Here is a 20,611-nt window from a genome sequence, read left to right on the forward strand (position 1 = left end):
CGGAGTCACCGCATGCCCGCGCGCACCCCGAAGTCGAAGACCGTCCGTACCGCCCTGATAGGGCTGGCCATCGCGCTCCCCGCCTCGCTCGCCCTGGCCGGCGTCGGCCAGGCGACCGAGGCCACGCACGCGACAGCGGCCCGTACGAGCGCCGCCGCGCCCGCCGTCAAGGCGACCGGGCTCGACGATCCGAAGAAGAAGGAGATCGCGATGCAGCTGGTCGCCAGCGCCGAGAACTCCGGCCTCGAATGGCGCGAGTACTACAAGTACCTGGAGGACATCGAGGACGGCCGCGGCTACACCGGCGGCATCATCGGCTTCACCTCGGGCACCGGCGACATGCTCGAACTCGTCGAGCTGTACACCAAGAACAAGCCCGACAACCCCCTCGCCAAGTACCTGCCCGCCCTGCGCAAGGTCAACGGCAGCGACTCGCACGCCGGCCTCGGCACACCGTTCGAGAAGGCGTGGGACAAGGCCGCCAAGGACAAGGTGTTCCAGCAGGCGCAGGAGTCCGAGCGCGACCGCGTCTACTTCAACCCGGCCGTCAAGCAGGGCAAGGCCGACGGCCTGGGCACGCTGGGCCAGTTCGCCTACTACGACGCGATCGTCATGCACGGCCCCGGCGACGACAAGTACAGCTTCGGCGGCATCCGCAAGACCGCCATGTCCAAGGCCAAGACCCCGGCGCAGGGCGGCGACGAGAAGAAGTACATCAGCGCCTTCCTCGACGCCCGCAAGAAGGCCATGCAGAGCGAGGAGGCGCACAGCGACACCAGCCGCGTCGACACCGAGCAGCGCGTCTTCCTCGACGCCGGCAACCTCGGCCTGGAGCCGCCGCTCAAGTGGAAGGTCTACGGGCAGTCCTTCGAGATCAAGAAGTAACGGCGGGCGCGGACGGGGCGGGGCCGGCCGCCGAGAAGGCGAACGAGAACGACGCCGGCCCCGCCCGCAGCCAGTGCTCCGGCAGCACCCCCGGCCCGCACGCCTGGGTGCCGATCCCGTGCTGGCCGTGGTCGAGATGGATCCGGACCGTCTCGCCCGGCGTCAGGTCGGGGGTGTGCGCCGCCGCGTCGAGCTGCTCGCCCGTCCAGCGCCGCGCGGTGAACCAGAAGGCGGGAGCGCCCTCGATCCGCAGCCCCGCGCCGTCCCGGCGGCCGAGCCGCGCCCACCGCACGTCCGCCCGCGCGCCGTTCTCCTGCGGACGCACATACGGGGTCTGCATCGCGTCCACCGGCATCGCGTACCTGCCGATACGCGACGCGGCCCGCGTGTCCGGATACGCCTCGCCCGGCCCGCCGCCGAACCACTGCGCCTCGCCGAGCTCCCCGGGGACGTCGAGGCGCACCCCGAGCCGGGGCAGGGGGCACGGCCAGTCGCCCTCCGGCACCACCGTCACCGCCAGGGCCAGCCGCTCGCCGTCCGATGTCCAGCGGTACTCCGTCCGCAGCCCGAGCCCGCTCGCGGCCGGGGCGAGCCGCGCCCGTACGACCAGGGCGTCGCCGCGGGCGCGCACCTCGTCCACCCGGTGACGCATCCGGTGCAGCCCGATCCGCCGCCACAGCGGCCCCTGCCGGACCTCGCTCTGCCAGGGCGCGCCCTCGTCGTTGTCCGTCGGTGCGCGCCACACGTCGAGGCGGGGGCCCTCGACGCGGAAGCCGCCCAGCGCGCGGAGCGCCCCGGTGGCGGCGTCGAAGACGCCGGGCCCCAGCACGAGCGTCCCCGCCGCGCCGGACCGGGGCGCGATGATCCCTGCACCCCTCTCGGGTTCGCCGCCCTCCAACGGCCTTCTGTCACCCGGCAGTTGACCCCACGCCACCTCGTGCCCGGCGTCCGCCCATGCGGCGGATTCGGCCAGCACCGCCCGTACGGTCCACCACGCCTCGCCCGCGAGCGGTGAGGGCGGAGGGGCGGGCAGTTTCAGCTCCGTGCTCTCGCCGGGCGACAGTGACGGCACGTCAAGCCGCCCTTCGGCGACGGCTTCGCCCTCCACCTCGTACGTCCAGGGGAACGCCAGATGGGACAGGCCGGCGAAGTCGTGCCCGTTGGTAATCCGTACGGTGCCGGCGCCGCCCGGACCGGCCTCGATCCGCACCGGCTCGACGACCTTCTTCAGCTCCACGAGGCCGGGCGACGGAGTACGGTCCGGGAACAGCAGCCCGTCGCAGCAGAAATTGCCGTCGTGCAGCTCCTCGCCGAAGTCACCGCCGTACGCGAAGTACCGCTGCCCGTCCGGCGTGCGGCGGGCGATGCCGTGGTCGATCCACTCCCACACGAATCCGCCCTGGCACCGCTCATGCGCCTCGAACAGGCGCTGATACTCCGACAGGCCGCCCGGCCCGTTGCCCATCGCGTGCGCGTACTCGCACAGGATGAACGGCAGCCCCCGACGCCTGGCGTCCAACTCCGCGTCCCCATAAGGCTCTTCGTCGCGACGCCCGATCCGGTCGACCTCGGCGTGATCGGCGTACATCAGCGAATAGACATCCGTGTCCCGGCAGGACGGGTCGCCCTCGTAGTGCAGCGGGCGCGACGGGTCGCGGTCGCGGATCCAGCGCGCCATCGCGGACAGGCCGGACCCCGAGCCGCTCTCGTTGCCCAGCGACCACATCACCACCGACGGGTGGTTCTTGTCCCGCTCCACCATCCGGGCCGCGCGGTCCAGCAGCGCCGGGGTCCACCGCTCGTCGTCCACCGGGTTGCCGCGCCACCCCAGGGCGTGGAAGCCGTGCGTCTCCAGATCGCACTCGTCCACGACCCACAGCCCCAGCTCGTCGCAGAGTCCGAGGAAGGCCGGGTGCGGCGGATAGTGGCTGGTGCGGACGGCGTTGATGTTGTGACGCTTCATCAGCAGCACGTCGCGGCGCATCGTCTCCGGATCCAGGGCCCGGCCCGACTCCGGATGGAACTCGTGCCGGTTGACGCCCCGGAACAGCACCCGGCAGCCGTTGACCTTCAGCACGCCGTCCTCCACCACGACCGTACGGAAGCCCACGCGCAGCGGAATCCGCTCGCCCGCCGTCACCAGCTCCCCGGCGTAGAGCCGGGGCGTCTCGGCGGTCCACGGCTCGACGGCCAGGGTCGTCCACTCGCCCGTGGCCATGTCGATCCCCAACTCCGGCACCAGCACCCGGCCTTGCGGCTCGCACTCCACCCGCAGCGTCCCCGCGCCGCTGATGTGGTCGTACGAGGCGTGCACGAAGAAGTCCCGGACCGCGCCCTCGGGCCGCCGCTCCAGCGTCACCTCGCGGAAGATGCCGGGCAGCCACCACTGGTCCTGGTCCTCCAGATAGCTCCCCGACGACCACTGGTGCACCCGCACCGCCAGCACATTGCCGCGCGCCCGCAGCAGAGCGCCGACGGCGAACTCGTGCGGCAGCCGGCTCCCCTTGAAGTGGCCGAGCTCCTGCCCGTTCAGCCACACCCGCGCACACGACTCCACGCCCTCGAAGCGCAGCACGGCGTCCTCGCCGGCGGGCCACTCCTCGGGCAGGTCGAAGAGGCGCCGGTAGTCCCCGGTCGGGTTCTCGTCCGGCAGGCGGGGCGGGTCGACGGGGAAGGGGTAGCCGGTGTTCGTATAGGCGGGCGCGCCGTAGCCGTGCAGCGGCCAGTGCGCGGGCACGGGCAGCTCGTCCCAGCGCGCGGCGTCGAAACCGGGCCGTGCGAAGTCGTCGTCGGCGGCCGTCGCGGACGGCGACAGCCGGAACCGCCACTTCCCGCCGAGCCGCAGCCGCGCCGCGTCGGTGGCCGCCGACCACGCGCGGGGCGGCAGGGCCCCGGCGCCCGGCGAGACGTCCTCGTAGTACGGGGCGTCCTCGCCCGGAGGGACCGGCGTGTGCGGTGCCTGGCTCATCCTTCTCCTCACCCAGCGGCTCTACCCGTCCCGCGCTGCCCGTCGGCCACACGGTTCACAGGCCAACGCTGCGGTATGGCGGCGGTCACGACAAGAGGACGGGGCCGCCGGACGGGGACAAACCGGGAAATTCGAAGGTACCGCCCGATACGCAACCCGGTGCGCCGCCCGGTACGCCGTCGGCCGCGCCGTCGGGGGAGGCGGGCGGCAGGTCGGGCAGCTCGACGGCCACCTGATCGCCCGTCACCGTCACGGAGACCGCGTCCCGCAGGGCCCGCGGATCCACGCCGTCCCGCGTCAGCACGACGAGCGTGACATGGACCGTACGGCCGCCCGGATGGTCGGGAAAGGTGAGGTACGGCGTGGCGGAGTGCGGCCCGAAGGCATTGGCCCCGGCCTCGTGGTGGACCCCGGAGCCCGACCAGCCGTGCAGGGCCACCACGGCGCTGACCAGGCCGTCGGCCGTACGGGCCAGGGCCCACCCCGCCCCCGGCTCCGGCCCCGCCCCCGACTCCGTCCTCGGCGGTTCGCCGCCGGCCACCGCGTACCCGCCCTCGCGGACCCCGGCGCCGGGCGGGGCGTCGACCCGGTGCACCCGGATCTCCCAGGAGCCGTGCGGCAGCGTCGCCGTCTCGATGCGGTGGGCGCGGGAGTCGCCGGGCAGCTCCGCCGTGTGCCAGGACGACGCGGTGCGGCCCGCACAGCTCAGGGGGTGGATGCGGCGGCGCCGGGAAGGGACGCCGGCCGCGCTGACGAGCGCGATGTGGCTGTCGACGGCGTGCGCCCAGGCGTGCGGCGCGGTCTCGGGGGCGGTGGCGGAGGAGTAGGAGAGCTTGGCGTAGTGCGGATCGTCACCGTACGCGCCGTGCTCGTCGTCCGGCCGCCAGTGGTCGCTGCCGTGGTTGAGGAGCCGGACGATGCCGTCGCTCCGGGTGCCGTGCAGCAGCCACCCCGGCGCGGGCAGCGCCGTGTACTGGTCCGACTCCTCTACGGGCAAAGGGAGTTCGCGGTCGGTCCAGACGGGGTGGCCGGGCGGCAGCAGCAGGCCGAGGAAGCCCTTCGAGGCCCAGTAGGGCGACGCCGGGCCGGAGTACGCCTGGGTGGCGGGCAGATGGGGCCCGTACCAGCCGAGGGTGAGCAGCCCGCGGCCGTCGGGGACGCCGTGCTCGGCGAAGTGCCGCAGCGCGCCCGAGGCCAGACGGCGGGTCAGGCCCGGCGCCAGCGGCGTGCAGTCCGCCAGCGCGCCCATCCACACCGGGGCCACGGACGCGAACCGGTAGGTGAGGGAGCGGCCCTGGTGGACGGGGGCGCCGTCGCCGCCGAAGAAGTGCGGATAGGAGGCGAGGAACCGGGCCAGCCGCTCCTGGTAGACCGCGGTCCGCCCGCCGTCGTCGGCGCCCGCCATCCGCGACCACAGCAGCGGGTAGAAGTGCATCGCCCACCCGATGTAGTAGTCGAAGTTCCGGCCGTCGCCGTCGCTGTACCAGCCGTCGCCGAGATACCAGTCCTCGATGCGGTCCAGGCCGTCCTCGATGTCGGCCCGTGCGTGCGGCGCCCCGACCGAGGCCAGGAACTGCGTGGCGACCACCTTGAAGAGCTGCCAGTTGTTGTCGTGGACAGGCTGACCCGCGAAACCGCCGAGCCAGTCGGCGATCCGCTCCTGGACCCTGCCGTCCAGCCGGTCCCAGATCCACGGCCGCGACTCGGCCAGCCCGACCGCGATCGACGCGGCCTCGACCAGCTGCTGCGAGCGGCCGGTGAGCGCGGGCCACGCCTCGCCGCTCGCCGGGTCCGTACCGGCGGCGAGCCCGGCCGCGTACCGCTCCGCGAGCCGCTCGGCCGCCGAATCCTCTCCCTTGCCCGCGCCGCCGGGGCCGGCGCCGCTGCCGGCCAGCCGGAACGCCGCGAGGAGGAAGGAGCGGGCGAACCCCTCCAGACCGTCCGACAGCTCACCGGAGCAGCTCGTCCGGCCCGGCAGCCGGTACTGCGCGCGGCGCGGCGTGGCGTACGGTTCGAGCGCGTCGAGGAGGTGGTCGGCCATCGCCTCCCAGTGCGCGCGGGTCCACCCCGTGCGCGGGGAGAGGACGTGATCGGCGGGCGGGAGGGACAGCCGTTCGCAGTGCACGCGCCTCAGGATCCCGCCGCTCGCCGGGGTTGACAAGAAGGCGGAAGCCGACCTTCCCCCCGTCGGCCTGTGGGTGGGCTCCCCGACCGGGGAGCCCACCCGGAGCTCAGCCGTCCATGTCGCAGCACGAGTCGCGGCGCAGCTGACGGCCGACCGCCAGCCACCCCTCGTCGTCGTGGCGCGCCGCCGCCCGCTTCGTCGCCGCGCCCGTCGCCTCGTACGCGCCCACCAGCTCCCGCTGCTCGTACGGCACTCCGCCGCGCAGCACCGACTCCGTCCGTACGAGCGAGTCGAAGTCGGTGAACGGGTCACCGTCCACCACCGCCAGGTCGGCGAGCTTGCCGACCTCCAGGGTCCCCAGGTCGCGGTCCGCGCCGTAGACGCGGGCGGGCAGGATCGTCGCCATGCGCAGCGCCTGAGCGGCGCTCAGGCCGCAGCGGTGCAGCGCCCGCAGCCCCAGGTGGAGCGAGAGCCCGACCGGCACCAGCGGCGAGTCGGTGCCGAGCGCGACGAGCCCGCCGCCCGCCAGCACCCGCCGGTAGACGTCGATCTCCCGCTGCGCGAACGTCAACTGCTCTTCGGTGGGCGGTGTTTGGGCCGTCTGCTTGACGAGCGCGGCGTCCCACGGCGGCATCATCGCTGTGACCCGGGGGTCCTCGGCCAGTGACGGCTGCGCGCCGATCAGCGGCGTGGACGTGAAGATCGTCGCCACCATATGGAAGTCCGTGGCCGTATAGATGTCGGCCAGGTCCTCGTAGGCATGTCCGGTCGCGGTCACCGCGTGGCCGAACTCCAGCCGCTGCGTGGCCTGGAGATGGGTCGTCAGGTCCTGCCCGACCTGGATGCCCGGCGTGCACAGGTGGCTGCCGCTGCGCACCCCCAGCTCCTCGTGGGCGAACTCCGCGGCTTCCTTCATCACCCAAGAGGGCGCGCGCACATAGGTTTTGACGAAGTCCCAGTCCAGAGCGGACGCCCGGTCCAGGGACCGGCGCAGCCCGTCCCGTGTGCGGTGGGCGCGGCCCATGCTGTACGCGACGCGCGACCCGTCCAGCAGCTCCCCGGTCGCCAGCAGCCGCGGCCCGGCCAGCACGCCCGCCGACACCGCCTCGCGGACCCGCGCCTCCTCGTACGCGAACCCGCCGAGCGCGACCGCCGTCGTGATGCCGTACGCGAGCTGCAGCGCCGTCTGCCGCCCGCCGTAGGTGCTCTGCCACGGGTGGGTGTGCGAGTCCCACAGGCCGGGGATGACGGTGCGCTCCGACGCGTCGACCGTGTGCTTGCCGCGCCGGCCCGCCCGGTGCGGTTCGACGGCGGCGATCCGCCCGTTCCGGACCACCACGTCGACGTTCTCGCGGACCGCCTCGCCCGTGGCGTCCCAGAACTTCCCGGCGTGCACGACGGTGTCGGCGGGCCGGGGCCGCCGGTAGTCCAGCGGGACGCGGACCGTGCGCGCCGAGCCGTCCGCCACGTCCAGCAGCCGCAGCCGGCCGGCCGACAGGTACATCAGCGAACGCGAATCCCCGGACCAGGACGGATGGTCGGCGGCCTCGTCGGTGAGCCGCCGGGGCGCGCCGGCCGGCGCGCCGTCGGGCCGTACCGGCAGCACCCACAGCGCGGACTCGATGATCAGCGCCATCGAGCGGCCGTCGGGGGACCACACGGGTCCCGAGTCGTAGCGGTCGGAGATCGAGACGTGCGGGGCCGCGGCGTGCAGCCGGTCCTTCCCGGTCGCCGCGTCCACGATCCGAATGAGGTTGTAGCCCTCACGGAATCGCTGGTTGAGCCGGTTGCGGTCGCACAGGGCGATATACCGGCCGTCGGGGGACCAGCTCGGTCTGCCGGGCAGCCCGCCGCCGCCCATCGGGGCGGCCAGCACCTTCTCCGCACCGCTCGCCAGCTCGCGCACGACCAGATTGCCCGACATGTCGACGGCGGCGAGCCGCTTCCCGTCGGGCGAGAGCCGCGGGTGCACCCGGCCGCCCTCGGCGAGCACGGTCTCCTTCCCGGAGGCGAGGTCGCGGCGGCGCACGGCCAGCAGCCCGTCATGGTCGTCCGCGTAGACGAGCGCCTTGCCGTCGGCCGTCCAGGACGGCTCCAGTACGTACCGGGTCGGGTCGGCCCGTACGATCCGGCGCGGCCTGCCGCCCGAAACATCGGCCACCCAGAGCGAGTTGAGGGCCGCGAACGCCACCTGCCGGGCGTCCGGGGACAGCGCGGGCAGATGCACGGAGCGCACCGGGCGGACCCCGTAGCCGTCGAAGTCGTAGCGCTTGACGCGGTAGCGGGGCCGGTCCACGGACAGGGTCCCCTTGAAGGGGATCGCCGTCCCGGCCCCCTCCGGCTTCTCCGGCCGGACAAGCCGGAACTGCCCGTCCACCGTCAGCAGCACCTCGTCCCGCGACACCCAGCGCACCGGCACCGGAGCCACATCGCCGTGCACCGGCACCGCCTCGCCGTCCACGACGAGGGTGCAGGTCCCGCGCCCCGACGCGGCCGCTTCGGCGGTCCGCAGGTAGGCGAGCCGCCCCGTCGCGGACAGCGCCGGGGTCATCACCTGCACGTCCCCGCTCTCCGTGCGCTCGGCCTTGACCGCGCCCCCGCCGTCGGCCGCCACGGACGCGACCGTACGGGCCTCCAGCGCGGACCCGCCGGCCTTGCCCCGTACGAACAGCAGCCGCGCGCCGTCCGGCGACCAGGACGGGTCGAAGTCCTCCCACGCGCCGTCCTGGAGGGGACCGTCCTGCCCCGCGAGCCCCGTGATCTGCCGCAGTGCCCCGGTCCGCACATCCGCCACCCAGATGCGGTACGGGCTGCCCGCCACCGGGTCGCCGGCCCGCTCGGAGGAGAACGCGATCCGGGTGCCGTCGGGCGACCAGGACGGGCCGCGGTCGTCCCACGGCCCGTCGGTGAGCTGCCGGAGCCCGCTGCCGTCGGGGCGCAGCGTCCAGATGTGGAAACCGCCGCCCCGGTACGCGCAGACGGCGAGCGACCGCCCGTCCGGCGAGAAGACCGGACGCGTCGGCTCCAGATCGGGCTGGGTGAGCTGCACGGCCTCACCGGGCTCGTGCCCCTTCCGGCCTTTCGCCTCTCCCGCCCCTCCCGACGTGTCACGAGGGATCGACCACAGGATGTTCTGCACCTCGACGACGAGGCGGTCGCCCGCGGGGGAGAGGGTGCCGGAGCCGTTCGTGGCGGCGGTGAACGAGAGCGTGGCCGGGGCTGTGCCCGCGGGCGTCGCGGCGGACGTCCCGGCGGCCAGCGCCTCCGAGGGGACGGCCACGACCGCACCCGCCGCTGCGGCGGTGCCGGCCGCCGCCTGGAGGAACCTGCGCCGGGAGAGTGCGGCGGGTCCGGGGGCATCCGTGGGATCGGCGGTGGCCAACTGTCCTCCTGGGGCGCGGGGATCGTGCGGGTCAGGGGTGGGACCTCGGCAGGTTGCCTCCCGCCCCGCTCCTTGGTCAACACCGCGTCACAAGATCATCGGAACCGGAGCGCGGACGTCCTGAGCGCGGCGGACGCCCATGGCCGGAGCCGCGGCGGAGCCTCCGGCCACGGGGCGTCCACCGGAGCCCTGGCCTCCGCCTTCGTGCCCGCGCCGTTGTCAGTGCCGGGCGCTACGGTCGTTCGTACCGTACTGATCCAGGCCGGACCGGCACGCCGCCCGACGGCGCGCCCCGGTGTCGCCACGAACGGCTGAACGGAGAGGCCCTCATGCCCACCGCCGAGGATGTCCGCGCCATCGCGCTCTCGCTCCCCGAAACACAAGAGAAACTCGCCTGGGGCCTGCCCACCTTCCGCGTCGGCGGCAAGATCTTCGCCTCCCTCGCGGACGACGACACCTCCATGGGCGTGAAGTGCCCGAAGGAGGAGCGCACGGAGCTGATCGCGGCGGAGCCGGAGAAGTTCTTCCTGCGACCGGGGCACGACGACAACTACGACTTCATGCGAGTGCGGCTCGCGGCCCTGGAGGACACCGACGAGCTGCGGGCCGTCCTCGTCGACTCCTGGCGCCAGGTCGCACCCCGCAAGATCGCCGACGCCCACCCCGGCCTGGCGGCGGGGGCGACCGAAGCCTGAGCGGACGCCCCCGGAGCCCGGCGCGCTCAGACGCCGCCGGGCTTGAACACGTCCTGCTCGACGAGCAGCTTGTCGATCCGGGCCTTGTCCACCCGATTGGTCACCTCCTCGACCTCCTGCCGGTCCCGCACGCACTTCGCCAGGGTGAAGGCCGACGACACGACGAAGATCAGCCCCAGCGCCAGAAACGCCCGCTCCCACGCCCCCACGGGCAGCTTCGCGATGCCGACCGCCAACGCGGTCAGGGACAGCCCGAACGAGATCGCGGCCTGAACGAAGAACGCGGCCGTCGTCGGCCGCTGGATCGATGGAGTGCTCATGCGCGTAGCGTGTCCGACCGGTGACGAGCGCACATGAGTACACCTACTCATCCGCCCCCGCGCCCGCCCCACCCCGCCCGCAGACCCACAGGTCAGCAGGTGGGAGCGACCACCCGCCGAAGTGCGGTATCGTTCTCATGCGCGGTCGGCCAGGCAGCAGCCGGGGCCGGACGAGCATCGGGACGTGGCGCAGCTTGGTAGCGCACTTGACTGGGGGTCAAGGGGTCGCAGGTTCAAATCCTGTCGTCCCGACTCGAAAGAGTCGCAGGTCAAAGGGTCGTATCGGAGAAATCCGATGCGGCCCTTCGCTGTTTTCGGGGGCTCCGGGGGCTTCGGGAGCTTCAGTGGCAGGGCCTCGGCGGTGGGGCCGCTGACCCTCCTCCCAGGGCGGCCGATACGGGCCGGGTCGGTCGCGTCACCGTGGGTAAGGATGGGCGCGGGTGATCGCCTGGTGGACGGTGGCGCCCGGCTGTCCTGGAAGGGGAACGGCTATGCGTACTCTGACCTTCGTCGTCGGTACGGGACGCAGCGGGTCGACCGCGCTCTCGCACATCGTGAACGCGCATCCGGACGTGCTCAGCCTCAACGAGCTGATGGCCTCGGTGGGTTCGGACGGGCTGCCCGCGGGGGAGCTCGACGGCAGGGGGTTCTGGCGGCTGCTCGCCGAGCCCAACCGGATCTTCGACGCCATGACCCGCAGCGGCGTGCCGTTGCCGGAGTTCGTCTATCTCCGCGAGCCGGGGCGGTTCGGGGTGGAGACCACCGGGATTCCCGCGCTCTCGCTGATGGTGCTGCCGCACCTCACCGACGACCCCGACGGGCTGTTCGACGCGCTCGAAGAGGAGGTCACCTGTTGGCCCGGCAGAAGCGCGGCCCGGCACTACGAGGCGCTGTTCGAGACGTTGTGCGCGCGGTTCGGGCGGGGTGCGGTGGTCGAGCGCTCCGGGTTCTCGACGCACCTGGTGCCGCGGCTGCGGGCCGCGTTTCCGCGGGCGCGGTTCGTGCACCTGTTCCGGGACGGGCCCGACTGCGCGCTGTCGATGAGCCGCCACACGGGGTTCCGGATGATCTTCCTGCTGCGGGAGCTCAGGGACCGGGCGGGGGTGCGGGACCTGAAGGACCTGACCGAGGACGACGTACGGAAGCTGCCGCCCGAGATGTCGGCGCTGCTCGGCCACCGCTTCGACCCCGCGCTCGTACGCGACCGCGACCTGCCGCTCGAAGGGTTCGGCGCGCTGTGGTCGGAGCTGGTGGCCCAGGGGGAGGCGCATCTCGCCGAGGTGCCCGCCGATATGCGGATGCGGCTCGCCTACGAGGAACTGCTCGACGCTCCCCGCCGGGAGCTGACGCGGCTCGCGGAGTTCATCGGCGTCGAACCGCTCCCGGAGTGGCTGGACGCCGGGGACGCGCTGCTCGACAACGGGCGGCGCGGCGCGTCCCGGCGGCTGCCGTCCCGCGAGCTCGACGCGCTCAAGGAGCGGTGCGCGCCGGGCGCGCGGGTGCTGGCGGCCCGTAGCTGAGAAGTCCGGGCCGGCCGCCCTGCCCGGGAAGGCCCGGGGCAGGGCGGCCGGCCGGGATCATCGGTGCTGCGCGCCTGCCGTCGGCGCACCGCCCGCGTCGCCCAGATGCCGCCACCGCACCGGGTCGTGGGCGTCCGTCCCCTCCCTGGCCGTGGGCAGCGCGCCCCGGTCGGCGCACTCCAGGACGAGCATCTCGTCACCGCCGGGCTGGAACGCGTAGTCCACCCGGTCGATCCGCGACGAGACGCCGTAGCCGTCCAGCGCCTCGCGCAGCCGGTCCAGCGGCTCGTAGCGCAGGTCGCTGGTGTGGTGCACCAGCGGGAACAGGCGCACCTGCCGCCGGGCCACGCGCGCCAGCTCGATCAGCGAACTCAGGTGGAACGCCTCGTCGAGCTGGGCCCCGTAGGAGAACAGGAGATGGGAGCTGAGCACGAGGTCGAAGGAGCGGTCGGGGAACGGCAGGTCGGGCAGTGACCCTTCGACATAGCGGTCCGGGCGGGCGCGGAGGTCGGCCGCGAAGGTGCGCGCGGCCTCGGTGCGCAGCCGCGTATAGCGCTGGGCGTCGCCGAACCAGTCCCAGACGAAGTCCGACGCGTTCTCCGTCATGAACGCGTGCTTGTGCGCGATCTCCCGCTCCACCAGCAGCCCCAACTCGGCTTTTTGGGAGCCGTATTGGGGGTCCACCGCGACGGCGTCGGCGCCGCGCTCCCCGGCCAGGGCCGTGAAGCTCGCGGAACCGCCGGGGCAGTCCAGTACGCGCAGCGCGAGATCGTCGTCCGACAGCGCGAACATCGCACGGTACTCGTCGAAGGAACGAGCGCTGATCAGCATCGCATCCCCTCACCCTCTCCCGACGAAGGGCATGGTCGTGGGCAGCACCGTGAGGAACTGCACGTTGGTGTCGAGCGGCATCGACGCCATCAGCAGCAGCGACTCGGTGAAGCGCTCCACCGGGATCGTCGCCTCCACGGCCATCGTCCCGTCGCCCTGCATCGCGGCCGGCTGCGGGCTGCCGTCCACCGGCGTGACGTTGCCGACGTCGATCTGCCCGCAGGCGATGCCGTACTGCCGGCCGTCCAGCGACAGGGCACGGGTCAGCCCGAGGACCGCGTGCTTGGCGGTGGTGTAGGCGATGGCGTTCGGGCGGGGCGAATGCGCGGACGGCGCACCGTTGTTGATGATGCGTCCGCCCTGCGGCGACTGGTCCCGCATCACGCGGAACGCCTCCTGCGCGCAGAGGAACGTACCGGTGACCGTGGTGTCCATCACCCGGCCCCAGTCCTCGAAGTCCACGTCCGCCACGGGCCGGCGCGGCACGGCCGCGCCCGCGTTGTTGAACAGCAGGTCCAGCCGGCCGAACCGGGTCCGTACGGTCTGGAACAGCGCCGCGACCTCGCCCGGATACCTGATGTCCGTGGGGACGGCGATCACCCGGTCCGGCCCGGCGCCCGAACTCGCGGCGGTCTCCTCCAGCACGTCCTTGCGGCGGCCCGCCAGCGCCACCGACCAGCCCTGGTCGAGCAGGGCCAGCGCGCTCGCCCGGCCGAGTCCGCTGCCGCCGCCCGTGACGACGGCGATCCTTCCCTCGCCGGTCACCGTTCGTTCATCCAAGCGCGCAGGATCCGCCGGGACTGGGGACCGGGGACGTCGACATAGGGCGAACGGCCGTGCAGCACACGGCTGTTACGGATCATCAGCAGATCGCCCGCGTCCAGCCGCATCCCGAAGGCGATCTCCGGGCGGTACAGCACCTCGTCCAGGTACGCCAGCGCCGCCAAGTGCTCGGCGTCGAGGTCCGCGGACGCCCGTACGGTCCGGGTCTGGTAGTAGCAGCCGATCGTCCCGTCGTCCTGGGTGAACAGGATGGGGGTGGTGAGGATCTGCTGCCCCGCGCGGCCGGTGCGGTCGAAGGTCCACTCCTCCTTGAGGAGGGCGAGCACGTCCGGACGCTCCCGCTCGATGATGTCGTGGACGTGCCGGGCGCTGGCCAGCTTGGTGTTGCCGCCGCCGTCCGCCGCCGGCTGGAGGCACAGCAGTACCAGCAGATCACAGGTGTCGCAGTGGAAGCCCAGTTCGGTCGCGCCGTCGCCCTCGCGGTCGCGCAGGATGGTCCACAGGTCGCCCTGGGCGTTCTGCGGGATGGCCCCGGCCACGTCCCGGAGCACGAACGACAGCTGGGTGATGAGGTCCGCGTCCGACGCGTCCGGCGACAGGATGTTGCGGACGTTCACGAAGCCCACGGCGTCCAGACTCCGGCCGATGAACGAGCGCACGGCCGTATGCGCCCGCTCGCCCGCGCCCCAGCGCTCGGCCAGCGCGTCGGCCTCCAGCAGCCGCCGGTCCGGGTCGCCGACCGACAGCGACCACACATCGCGTGCGGACTCCAGATACTCACTGGTCCAGCCGATGTCGCCGATCGTGGTTCCGGTCATGGTGCGATCATTCCCTTCGGGAGTCGTGCGGACTTGCGGTCGTTCACAGGGCTGCCGCTCACGGTGCGGGTGCTCCGCACCCCGCGATCGGTCACCCCGCGATCGGTCATCCCGCGGCCGGTCATCCCGCGGTCCCGGCGGACGACGAGACGGCCTTGGCCCAGAGGCTCAGGGCCTCGTCGATCTGCTCGGCGGTGACCACGAGCGCCGGAATCATCCGGATGACGTTGCCGTGGACGCCGCAGGGCAGTAGCAGAAGGCCGAGGTCGGAGGCGGCGCGCTGGGCGCGCTGCGCGGCGGCGGCATCGGGGGAGCCGTCCGGACGGCAGAACTCGCTGCCGGCCATCAGCCCCAGCGCGCGCACGTCCGCGATGGCCGGGGAGTCGGCCGCGACCCGCCGCAGCCCGTCCGCCAGCCGCCGCCCCTGCTCGGCGGCGTTGGCCACCAGCCGCTCGTCGCGGATGACGTCGAGCGTCGCGAGGGCCGCGGCGCACGCCACGGCGTTGCCGCCGTACGTACCGCCCTGCGACCCCGGCCGCGCCTTGGCCATCAGCGCGGCCGGCGCGGCGATCGCGGAGAGCGGGAAGCCGCTCGCCAGGCCCTTGGCCGTGGTCAGGATGTCCGGCACGAGGCCGTCGCTGTACTGATGGGCCCAGAACTTCCCGGTCCGGCCGAAACCGGTCTGGATCTCGTCGAAGACCAGCAGGATCCCGTGCCGGTCCGCACGCTCCCGAAGCCCCGTCAGAAAGCCCGCGGGCGCGGGCACATAGCCGCCCTCGCCCAGCACCGGCTCGATGAACATCGCGGCCGTCTCCTCGGGCGCGCTGACCGTGGCCAGCACCCGGTCCAGCCCGCGCAAGGCGTGCTCGACGGCGTCCTCCTCGCTCAGTCCGAGCCGGAAGGCGTCCGGGAACGGGGCCACCGCGACGCCCGGCATCACCGGGCCGATCCCGGCGCGGAAGCGGTGCCCCGCCGTCGTCATCGCCGCCGCGCCCATGGTGCGGCCGTGGAACGAGCCCTCGAAGACGATCACGTTCTGCCGGCCGGTGGCGTGCCGGGCGAGCCGCAGCGCCGCCTCCACCGCCTCGCTGCCGGAGCTCATGTAGAACAGCGAGTCCAGACCGGGCGGCAGCACCTCGCCGAGGCGCTCGCTGAGCGTCAGCAACTGGTCGTGCAGCACCGTCGTGTACTGGCCGTGGATCAGCCGGCCCGCCTGCCGCTGCACGGCCTCGACGACCCGGGGATGGCAGTGGCCCGTGTTGGTGACGCCGACCCCGGAGGTGAAGTCGAGATAGCGCCGGTCGTCGGCGTCGAAGAGATACATCCCCTCACCCCGCGTGGCCACGACGGGAGTTGCCTGCTTGAGCATGGGGGACAGCTGGGACATGGATCCACCTTCTGTTGGGACGGGTGCGGTCGAAGGGTTGCCGGTGGTCGGGTAGGCGGTGATCGGGTGAGCGGTGGTCGGGTTACCGGTGGTCGGGTCGGCGGTCATCGGGTCGTCGGCGGTCATCGGTCAGCTGGGGGAGAGGACCGGCGTCGGGAGGAATCCGGCGGCGGCCGCCCAGGACAGGGCCGCCGACCACCACCGCGGGCTCGGCTCGGCGAACCGTACGCCGAGCCGGTCGAGCACGGACGTCGTCCACGCGCTGTCCACGGCCACATTGCGGTCCCCGAGCTGGAACCAGGTCGACGCCAGCCGGGCCGTCGTCGGATCGTCGCGCTCGGCGCGGGCCAGCGCCGCCGCGAACGTATCGTCGTCCGTCAGGCTGATCGGATAGCCGTGCTCGATCATCCACGCCACCAGGTCGTCGTGGGCCACCGTGTGCGGGGTCTCGACGTGGTAGACGCCCGGCGCGGTGTACGGATGGGCCGCGATCGCCGCGATCCCCGCCGCCACCGTGTCCACATGGGAGAACTCGAAGGTCGTCGACGGCCGGCTCGGCGCCGCCCCGGCCAGTACATAGCCGCGGACGGTCTGGTAGATCCGGTTGTCCTGGACATTGCGCTGGAACGCGCCCGTACCGCTGTGCGCCGCTATGTGGCCGCTGCGGTGCACGTACGCCTGACGGCCCGTCGCGGCCCAGGCGCGTACGGTCTCCTCGGCCCGGAACTTCGCCCTCTCGTACGGCGTGCGGAAGTTCTGACCGATCCTCAGATCGGCCTCGCTGAACCGGCGTACGGGACCGTCGACGCCCCCGGACACGGCGAGCGTGGACACGTGGTGGAAGCGGGCCGCGGGGGCCTCGGCGTCGATCCACGCCAGCAGCCGCCGGACCGCGAGATTGTTCGTCCGCTCCAGCTCGGTGGGCGAGGCCACCAGGCGGGTGTCGGCCGCGGCGTGCACCACGACCTGGGCCTCGCGGGCGCGGGCGAGACCGGCGGGGGACAGGCCCAGCCCCTCCCGGTCGATGTCGCCGGCGACCGCGTCGGCGCCGCCGAGCCTGCGGGCCGCGTCGGCGTCGCCGTCGCCGCGCACCAGGCAGGTGACGCGGGCGCCCCGCCCGGCCAGCTCGGTGAGCAGGTGGCCGCCGAGATAGCCGGTGGCCCCGGTCAGCAGCACGCGGACCGGCTCGCGCAGCACCCGCCAGCGGCCGCGGGGCGCCGGGACGCCGTTGTGCAGCAGCTGCCCGGAGGTCGAGACGGCCGCCCTGGCGTGCGGGGGAGCGGCGGCGTCCGCCGCCGCGGCCACGTCGCGGGCGAAGGCGGCGAAGACCCGGTCCGCGTTCTCATGGGACAGCCGCGGCCACGCGTACACCAGGTCCGCGACCAGCCTGCCCTCGACGACGCGGGCCGTGAGGCGGACGCGGTAGAGCGTGTCCCCGGTCGTACAGCGCGCCGAACCGGCCTGCTCGTCCGCGACCGACCAGGCCAGGGACGGCTCGTCGGGCAGCCGGAACGTACCGAGGAAGTTGAAGGCGGCCTCGGGGCGGATGCCGTCGACGTCCATCGGCAGCTGCTCGGCCTCCCGCAGCCGGCGCTCGACCTCCGGTACCCGATCCGCCCCGTCCGGCCCGCCCCCGGCGCCCGGGGCGTCGAGGGCCACCCACTTCACGGCGGTGAACCAGCCGACCGTGTCCAGATACCGCCCGGCGTCGCCGCCGGTCTCCCGCCCGTGCGTCTCCACCTCCACCCCGAGGGCGGGCCGGCCGCTCCAGGCGGACATGGCGTCCGCGAACGCCGACAGCAGGACCGCTTCGAGCCGTTGCGCGCGCCCGTGCCGCGCCACCAGCCGCTCGGTCGCCCGCTCGTCGAGCGTCCAGGTGAGCGTCGCCGGTTCCGGGTCGCCGGCCGGGTCGTCCACGGGCAGCAGCGGGGCGACCGCGCCGCGCACGGCGGCGCCGGCGGACGGCGACGCGGCGGCCCACTCGTAGAAGTCGGCCGTCGGCGGCAGTTCGGCCGGGCCGCCGGACAGCTCCGCCCGGTAGGCGGCGGCGAGGTCGTCGAGCAGGATGCGCCAGGACAGCCCGTCGACGGCGAGATGGTGCGCGATCACCGCGAGCCGGTCGTCCACGCCGGGCCCGCCCGCGAAGAGATGCACCCGCAGCAGCCGCCCGGCCTCCGGGTCCAGGCTGCGGTGCAGCTCCGTGCAGACGCCGCCCACCGTCTCGGCGACCGAGTCCGCCGGCCGGATCGTGGAGTGGGACACCACGTCCAGGTCGGCCGCCTCCCGCGGCTCTCCCGGACCGTCCGGGCCGACCGGCTGACGCAGCGCCGGATGGCGGCCGAGCACGGCCGTGAGGGCCGCCGCGAGGGCCGGGGCGTCGACCCGTACGCCGCAGCGCAGGACGACGGACTGGTTCCAGTGCCGCGGCTCGTCCACCGGCTGACGGAACAGCCACCGCTGCGCGGGCGCGAGCTCACGCCGCTCGGCGGCGGCCGTGCCGGTCCGCGGCGCCGGGTGCTCGGGGGTGGCGAGGGCGGCCGCCGCCAGGAGCGCCGGGGCCGGGTGCTCGTAGAAGTCCTCGAACGCGACGCGGTGGCCGCGCCGGCGCAGGAACGCGATCGTGCGCATCGCGAGGATCGAGTCCCCGCCCAGGCTCAGCACGTCGGCGTGCGCGTCGACGACGGGCAGACCGAGGGCGTCCGCCCACAGCTCCGCTATGGCACGGGCCAGCGGCTCGGCCGCCCGGTCGGGCCCGTCGGCCTCCGGGGGTTCGGCGGCCCGCTCGTGGCCCGCGCCGCGCGCCCGGGAGGCGATGAGGCCGGACACGAGTGCGCCGAGGCGCTCCCGGTCGAGCTTTCCGTTGGCCCCGTACGGGAAGTGCGGCACCGCGAGGATCGGCTGCGGCACCGAGTAGCCCGGCAGCCGGTCGCGAAGGTACGAGCCGAGCGCGTCGATCGTCTCGCCCTCGCCGCGCCCGTCGGCCAGCCCCACCGCCGCCAGCAGCTGACTGCCCGCCGGCGTATCGCGGACGATCACCGCGGACTGGGTGATGCCGGGGAACCGCTCGATGGCGTGCTCGATCTCGACGGGGTCCACGCGGAAGCCGCGGACCTTCACCTGCCGGTCGGACCGGCCGACGAAGACGAGGTTCCCGTCCGGGCGGCGGCGGCACACGTCGCCCGTCCGGTACACCCACGCGCCGTCGTGCTGGATGAAGCTGCGCGCGGTTTCCTCCGGCCGGCCGAAGTACCCCGCGCTGACGCCCCGCCCGCCGATGTGGAGTTCGCCCTCCGGGCCGTCGGGGACCAGCCGGAGCTCCGCCTCGCCGATCGCGGTGCCGATGGGCGCCGTCGGTTCGTCCGCGGGCAGTTCGGCCGCCGACGAGGCGAGGAAGCACGTGGCGCCGACCGTCGTCTCGGTCGGGCCGTAGTGGTTGGCGACCCGCACCGCGACCCGCTGCCGGAGCAGGCCCGCGGCGAGCGAGCGCGGCAGCGGCTCGCCGCCGAGCAGCACGGTGTCCAGGGCCGGGCTGTCGGACGGCCGCCCGGCCAGCAGCGCCGTCAGGTGCGACGGCGTCGTCTTGAGCATCGTCACGCCCGCTTCGCGCAGCGCGGCCCAGAACGACTCCGGGTCGCGCGCCCGGTCGTCGGGCACGACGTGCACCGAACCGGCGGTCGCGAGCGCGAGCAGCCAGGCGGTGTGGCCGAGGTCGGCCGCCAGCGTGGTGACGTGGGCGACGCACGGGGCGTCCGCGTCGGTGAGCCCCAGCCGGTCACGGAGCGACTGCGCGTAGTGCACCGTGTTGGCGTGGGTGACCGCGACGGCCTTCGGCTCCCCGCGCGACCCCGAGGTGAACGACAGATACGCCACGTCGGCCGGCCGGCAGCGCGCGGCGTCGGGCGACTCCACGGGTGCGGACACGGCCAGCGCGTCGACGTCGAGCACCTCGGTCCCGTACGGCTCGGGCGCCACGATCTCCGCGGTCGTGGTCAGCGCGCAGCGCGCCTCGACGGCGTCCAGCCGCCTGCGGGCGTCGGCCGCGCTCCACCCCGCGTCGACCAGCACCGCGGCGGCCCCCGAGCGCAGCACCCCGTACAGCAGGGCGCACATCCTGGCGTCCCTGGCCCCGAACAGCGCTACCCGGTCGCCGCGGCCGACGCCCAGACCGCTCAGCCGGGCCGCCACATGGCCTGCCACGACGTCGAGCGCCCGGTAGTCGAAGGTGCGCTCGCCGTCGCTCAGGGCGGGGCGGTCCGGGTAGACCGCGGCGTTGCGTATGAGCAGGTCGGACAGCGATGCGGTGGATCGAAGGGCACGGGTCATGTTCGTTGGCCTCCGGTTGTGGCATGCGAGGAGATGTCACCGGCGATGAAGGCGGTCAGTTCCTCGCGGGCCGGCAGCCGCTGGGCCAGTTCCCAGGCGACCATGCGGTGCAGCCCGTCGAGGTGGATGAAGCCGTCGCCGACGCGCACGTCCGCGTAGTGGTCATGCGGTACCGGGTGGGTACTGAGGTAGAGCGAGGTGAACGCGGAGTCCCGGAAGAGGTCGATCTTCGCCGTGCACACCGGGTTGCCCTCGGACCACTCCGCCTCACGCGCCCGGATGAGCCGCACGGCCTGGCCGATGGTGAGCCCGGTGCGCGGCACCAGCTCGTACGCGCCGCCCTCGCTGAGGTGCCAGGGCAGCATCACGTCGAGGACGTCGGCGCGGCACAGCCGGACCTCGGACCAGGTGCCGAACGCCTTGTCGGCCAGCTCCAGGCAGTTCTCCGTGTCCTGATTGGTGTTCCCCCGGTGCTGCCGTGCGACGGGGTGCTCCCGCCGGAATTCCCGCTGCACCTCGTCGAAGGTGACTGAACTGACGACCTGCATGATGGGTGCCCCTCCTCAAGGTCCTC

General features: G+C 73.7%; 13 protein-coding genes and 1 tRNA gene. 4 read left to right on the forward strand and 10 right to left on the reverse strand.

Features of this window, described 5'->3' with window-relative positions; genetic code table 11:
- The first annotated feature begins 12 nt into the window (after positions 1–12).
- Positions 13–885: a chitosanase gene (locus tag AB0I49_RS19155; RefSeq protein WP_363228165.1), complete on the forward strand. Its 873-nt coding sequence runs from the start codon at positions 13–15 to the stop codon at positions 883–885.
- Here AB0I49_RS19155 and AB0I49_RS19160 read toward each other — a convergent pair.
- From AB0I49_RS19160 to AB0I49_RS19170, 3 genes are all read right to left on the reverse strand, one after another.
- Positions 875–3,853, reverse strand: coding sequence for a glycoside hydrolase family 2 TIM barrel-domain containing protein (locus tag AB0I49_RS19160; protein ID WP_363228166.1), 2,979 nt, complete (start codon positions 3,851–3,853; stop codon positions 875–877). The genes AB0I49_RS19155 and AB0I49_RS19160 overlap by 11 nt on opposite strands.
- 85 nt (positions 3,854–3,938) lie before the next feature.
- Positions 3,939–5,978, reverse strand: a complete 2,040-nt coding sequence (locus AB0I49_RS19165; protein WP_363228167.1) for a DUF2264 domain-containing protein — start codon at positions 5,976–5,978, stop codon at positions 3,939–3,941.
- Positions 5,979–6,084: 106 nt separating this feature from the next.
- Complete coding sequence (locus tag AB0I49_RS19170; RefSeq protein WP_363228168.1) at positions 6,085–9,360, reverse strand: amidohydrolase family protein; 3,276 nt, start codon at positions 9,358–9,360, stop codon at positions 6,085–6,087.
- 329 nt (positions 9,361–9,689) lie between these two features.
- Here AB0I49_RS19170 and AB0I49_RS19175 point away from each other — a divergent pair, with 329 nt between their 5' ends.
- Positions 9,690–10,055, forward strand: a complete 366-nt coding sequence (locus AB0I49_RS19175) for an MmcQ/YjbR family DNA-binding protein (protein WP_363228169.1) — start codon at positions 9,690–9,692, stop codon at positions 10,053–10,055.
- Between the two features lie 26 nt (positions 10,056–10,081).
- Here the strand turns inward: AB0I49_RS19175 and AB0I49_RS19180 are convergent, their stop codons facing one another.
- Positions 10,082–10,375 carry a YiaA/YiaB family inner membrane protein gene (locus AB0I49_RS19180; protein WP_363228170.1) on the reverse strand — a complete coding sequence of 98 codons (294 nt, stop codon included), beginning with the start codon at positions 10,373–10,375 and terminating at the stop codon, positions 10,082–10,084.
- A gap of 178 nt (positions 10,376–10,553) precedes the next feature.
- Between AB0I49_RS19180 and AB0I49_RS19185 the strand changes: the two genes are divergently transcribed.
- Positions 10,554–10,627 (forward strand) — tRNA-Pro (locus AB0I49_RS19185).
- Positions 10,628–10,866: 239 nt separating this feature from the next.
- Positions 10,867–11,895, forward strand: a complete 1,029-nt coding sequence (locus tag AB0I49_RS19190; RefSeq protein ID WP_363228171.1) for a sulfotransferase — start codon at positions 10,867–10,869, stop codon at positions 11,893–11,895.
- A gap of 57 nt (positions 11,896–11,952) precedes the next feature.
- On the opposite strand, the gene AB0I49_RS19195 is transcribed toward AB0I49_RS19190, so the two are convergent.
- The 6 genes from AB0I49_RS19195 to AB0I49_RS19220 form a co-directional block, all read right to left on the reverse strand.
- The gene (locus AB0I49_RS19195; protein ID WP_363228172.1) at positions 11,953–12,726 is read right to left on the reverse strand and encodes a class I SAM-dependent methyltransferase; all 774 of its coding nucleotides are present in this window, start codon (positions 12,724–12,726) and stop codon (positions 11,953–11,955) included.
- Positions 12,727–12,735: 9 nt separating this feature from the next.
- Complete coding sequence (locus tag AB0I49_RS19200; protein ID WP_363228173.1) at positions 12,736–13,506, reverse strand: SDR family oxidoreductase; 771 nt, start codon at positions 13,504–13,506, stop codon at positions 12,736–12,738.
- On the reverse strand, positions 13,488–14,327 hold the full coding sequence (locus AB0I49_RS19205) for a TauD/TfdA family dioxygenase (RefSeq protein WP_363228174.1): 840 nt from the start codon (positions 14,325–14,327) through the stop codon (positions 13,488–13,490). Before AB0I49_RS19205 ends, AB0I49_RS19200 begins: the two co-directional genes overlap by 19 nt.
- 121 nt (positions 14,328–14,448) lie before the next feature.
- A complete protein-coding gene (locus AB0I49_RS19210; RefSeq protein ID WP_363228175.1) occupies positions 14,449–15,714 on the reverse strand; it encodes an aminotransferase class III-fold pyridoxal phosphate-dependent enzyme in 1,266 nt (421 codons plus the stop codon).
- 129 nt (positions 15,715–15,843) lie between these two features.
- Positions 15,844–20,037, reverse strand: a complete 4,194-nt coding sequence (locus AB0I49_RS19215; RefSeq protein WP_363228176.1) for an AMP-binding protein — start codon at positions 20,035–20,037, stop codon at positions 15,844–15,846.
- Complete coding sequence (locus tag AB0I49_RS19220) at positions 20,034–20,585, reverse strand: DUF6309 family protein (protein WP_363228177.1); 552 nt, start codon at positions 20,583–20,585, stop codon at positions 20,034–20,036. The genes AB0I49_RS19215 and AB0I49_RS19220 overlap by 4 nt, the downstream gene beginning before the upstream one ends.
- Between the last annotated feature and the right edge of the window lie 26 nt (positions 20,586–20,611).

The organism is Streptomyces sp. NPDC050617 (genome assembly GCF_040654795.1).
GTDB lineage: Bacteria > Actinomycetota > Actinomycetes > Streptomycetales > Streptomycetaceae > Streptomyces.

Coding starts and splice junctions, on each gene's coding strand:
- AB0I49_RS19155 (WP_363228165.1), top strand. CDS start 13: ATGCCCGCGCGCACCCCGAAGTCGAAGACCGTCCGTACCGCCCTGATA.
- AB0I49_RS19160 (WP_363228166.1), bottom strand. CDS start 3,853: ATGAGCCAGGCACCGCACACGCCGGTCCCTCCGGGCGAGGACGCCCCG.
- AB0I49_RS19175 (WP_363228169.1), top strand. CDS start 9,690: ATGCCCACCGCCGAGGATGTCCGCGCCATCGCGCTCTCGCTCCCCGAA.
- AB0I49_RS19180 (WP_363228170.1), bottom strand. CDS start 10,375: ATGAGCACTCCATCGATCCAGCGGCCGACGACGGCCGCGTTCTTCGTT.
- AB0I49_RS19190 (WP_363228171.1), top strand. CDS start 10,867: ATGCGTACTCTGACCTTCGTCGTCGGTACGGGACGCAGCGGGTCGACC.
- AB0I49_RS19195 (WP_363228172.1), bottom strand. CDS start 12,726: ATGCTGATCAGCGCTCGTTCCTTCGACGAGTACCGTGCGATGTTCGCG.
- AB0I49_RS19205 (WP_363228174.1), bottom strand. CDS start 14,327: ATGACCGGAACCACGATCGGCGACATCGGCTGGACCAGTGAGTATCTG.
- AB0I49_RS19210 (WP_363228175.1), bottom strand. CDS start 15,714: ATGTCCCAGCTGTCCCCCATGCTCAAGCAGGCAACTCCCGTCGTGGCC.
- AB0I49_RS19215 (WP_363228176.1), bottom strand. CDS start 20,037: ATGACCCGTGCCCTTCGATCCACCGCATCGCTGTCCGACCTGCTCATA.
- AB0I49_RS19220 (WP_363228177.1), bottom strand. CDS start 20,585: ATGCAGGTCGTCAGTTCAGTCACCTTCGACGAGGTGCAGCGGGAATTC.